Raw genomic sequence first — 3,333 nt, 5'->3', positions numbered from 1 at the left:
TACGACCTTGTTTATCCCATGTATAACCAACACGGTGCTGATTGGCATCAATCCGATGCTCGAGCAAACCGACATTATTGTATTGATATTGAGTAACTAGGCCATTGGTATCCGTGTGTTTAAGCAAGCGACCTTCTTCATCATGCTCAAACAGCTCTTTTAATCCATCTGGGTAAACAATTGCTTGAAGCTGGCCTTTATCTTTGCCGTGCATGCTATACAGATATTGAACTTTCTGCTCATTCGCTGCTTGCTGAGCACTTAGGTCACCTTCTTTATCATATTCCCATGTACTGCTTTTGCCTGAACAATCAGTATAAGACAGCATTTGTCCATGATCATTGTATTGGATTTTTTTGATACCACCTTTAGCATCAATCACTTCTACAACTTGATTACTGGTGTTGTATTTATATTGGGTAACATGACCTAAAGGATTAATCTCTTTGCTGACGTTGCCCTGTGCATCATATTCACGTTTCCAGATATTGCCTTCTGGATCTTTGGTTTCGGTTAAATTTCCTTGTTCATCATAAGCAAAGCGAATCACACCACCATTAGGCTGTACAATTTTCGCCAGTTGGCCCTGATCATTATATTCTTGTTGAGTTTCTCGACCTTCAAAATCAATTTGTCGGGTGATGCGTTTTTCACCGTCACGAGAATACCAAGACTCTCGGCCATCGGCTAAGCGGGTACGATAAGTAAAGCCATCCAGATCGAAATAATAGTAGGTTGGCACATCATAAGCATCGTAAACTGCAACTTGGCGTAAACGCGGATGCCATTTTAGTTTAGTATGAAAGCTGCCATCATCTGCCCATTCTTCAATGGCTTTTGCATTTGGCAACGTCGATTCATAACGAATATTTTGTCCACGACCTGTACGATCGGTATAACGCGTTAATTGGTGCGCCTGATTATATTCGTATTGACGTGCATGCCCATTTTGATCAAAAGCTGTAATCAAATTACCTTGAGCATCATAATCATAGCGTGCCCACGGCTCAATCTGCTCATCCACAAATACGGCTATAATCTTAACTTGCTCATTAAAAGCAAATTTTAGTTGATGCTGTGCCTGTTCAAACTGAAAATCAATTGCTTGTAAATATGCAATACCATCAGACAAAAGATAGCTTAGGCTAATTTTTTCATTGCTATTTTCATTAAATTGTTGAACTAAATGATAAGGCTGACCAAGACTAAATTGGTGGAAATGAAAGTTCCAGTCACCACCAAAATTTAATAGAAAATCACCATTTTCAATTGGGTAAACTGTCATTCCTTCATAAGGCACAGTATAAGCTTGCTGCAAAATCGTAGATGGTAATGCATGTTTACGACCTTTGGCATCAATAAAGATATAGCCTTGTTCTTTTGGCAGGATCACATTGGAAAATGGCATCATCCAGCGCGTCCCCATCATCCCCTGATCAAACTCATCCATTTGTGAGTTATATTGGCGACTAAATACAAAACCCACTTTCGGTAAATAGAAATCGGCGTGCTGAACCCGCTCTGCACCAATCGAATAACTAATACTTTGACCCGTTTCTGTGCCTTTACCTTCACAAGGGGGTGCATTTAATGCATTGGCCTGTAAGCTCACAAACTCTAAGGTATCCCCTTTGGTATGACGCTCATATTCTCCCGTCTGGTTAATCGGCACACTAGCATTACCTTTATTTTGTAGCGCTTTAATTGCCTTCAACGTCTCTTGTAATAACCAAGCCAGACTATATTTCTGCCCTGCATTTGCCTGTTGTTGTAAAGTCTCACTTAAGGTCATCATGGCTTGCGCTGCTTCTTGTTGTAAGCGCGTTTTAATCGTTGGTTGAATCTTCGGCGTTAAATCGGCCTGACTTGGTTTGCCCATTAAATCAATGAGTGGCACAGCCCAATTACTGAATTTAAGTTTTGGATCTCTTTTCTCTGCTGTTGCACCTACAGATGTGGCAGTCATACTCGTACTTACCGCTGTAGCAGGCACGGACAGGCTCTTTAAAATGCTGCTTCCTAAAGTTGTCGCCTGTGAGAGTAAAGTCGTTAATTTGGCTTGTGTTTCTTGTAAGAATTTTTCTAAATCGCCTGCCACCATTGCATTCAGATGTAAACCCAAGCGCTTAATATCGGCTTCTTGGATCTTTCCATTTTCAGGATATAAGCATTGAGACATTAAACCGAACATCGGACGTAAAGCCATTCGTGCATGTGCTTCACTACTTGGCTCTGCAAATAATCCAATTAAATTTGCAGCTAGCAAAGCACCCTGTTGTACACCTGCATCCTCGGTTTTACTCTCTGTAGCGTAAAGAACTAGATCGAGTACACTGCCTGTTAAGGCAAAAATATTGGCTACCGTCGGAACATTGGCATTACCCTGTAGCTGCTCTAAACTGGTATTACCACATACCTGCAAATAAAGCTGGATCTGATGGGCAATCATCTGCAAGTCAGTCACAGTGTTTACGCTGTCCAAATTAAAAACAGCAAGTTCAACCTTCGACGCTTTTTTATCTGTTGTCTGTTGTGTATTTTCTGTAGCCATTAAACTTAAACCTTAATTCATTTCAATACGTCTATTTTTTAAATCGTTACGCGTTAATTAAATTTGATCCTAACCATTGTTCTTGCCATGAAAACGGTCAACGATGCCTTGCTGAAGTATGGCGTCCACTTTGGTTGCTTGCATTAATTTGCTAGAAGCCTGATCTTTTACAAAATCCATGCCCTGCGCCTTGAGCATATCAACAGACTGACTCGGATTTTTGGCAATTTGCGCAAGACTTTTCATTTGATCTGGCGAAATATTGAGATTTAACTGTTTTGAAACAGCACTTAAAGCAGTATTGCTGACTTGGTCCTTAATTTGCCCAACTGTCTGATCAACCAAGCCGTTCAAAGTATTTTTTCCAATATTTTTAAGACTATTTTTATCCATTGAAAGTAAACCACTGGTCAACTGCTGCTTCAAATTCTGTCCCAAGGCACTGCTTAATGAAGCTGCAACTTTCTCCACAGGTTCAGCCCACTTATAATCACGTTTAAAGTCACTACCTTGTGCCCATGCACTGGTTTCATCTTTCTCAAAAATAACTTTAGCAGCACCAGGCGCGATGCCTGTAACTTGAGCAAAACCATTTCCATCGAGCTTGCCAGTAATTTGCTTACCTAATGAATCAATGACTTTATAGCTGTTCTGTTTAAAGAAATTATTACCGCCATAGCTTCTTAATAGCTGTAATGCGCCTTTCAATGATTTAGCTTGAGGTAACTGTGGTGCATTGCTGCTTGCACTTGCGCCAGAGGCCAACAAATGCTGCCCCGCCT

At 40.7% G+C, this 3,333-nt stretch carries 1 protein-coding gene and 1 pseudogene; both read right to left on the bottom strand.

Annotated elements, in window-relative coordinates; genetic code table 11:
- On the bottom strand, positions 1-2,551 hold a 2,551-nt coding region (locus tag AWW72_RS17825), incomplete at its 3' end, for a DUF6531 domain-containing protein (protein WP_171254745.1).
- A gap of 69 nt (positions 2,552-2,620) precedes the next feature.
- A pseudogene (locus AWW72_RS19525) lies at positions 2,621-3,333 on the bottom strand (type VI secretion system Vgr family protein); the annotation flags it as partial.

The sequence above is a fragment of the Acinetobacter sp. NRRL B-65365 genome (genome assembly GCF_001605865.1).
Classification (GTDB): domain Bacteria; phylum Pseudomonadota; class Gammaproteobacteria; order Pseudomonadales; family Moraxellaceae; genus Acinetobacter; species Acinetobacter vivianii.
The sequence above is the reverse complement of the archived record's forward strand: the minus strand, read 5'-3'. Positions and strand labels throughout refer to the sequence as shown.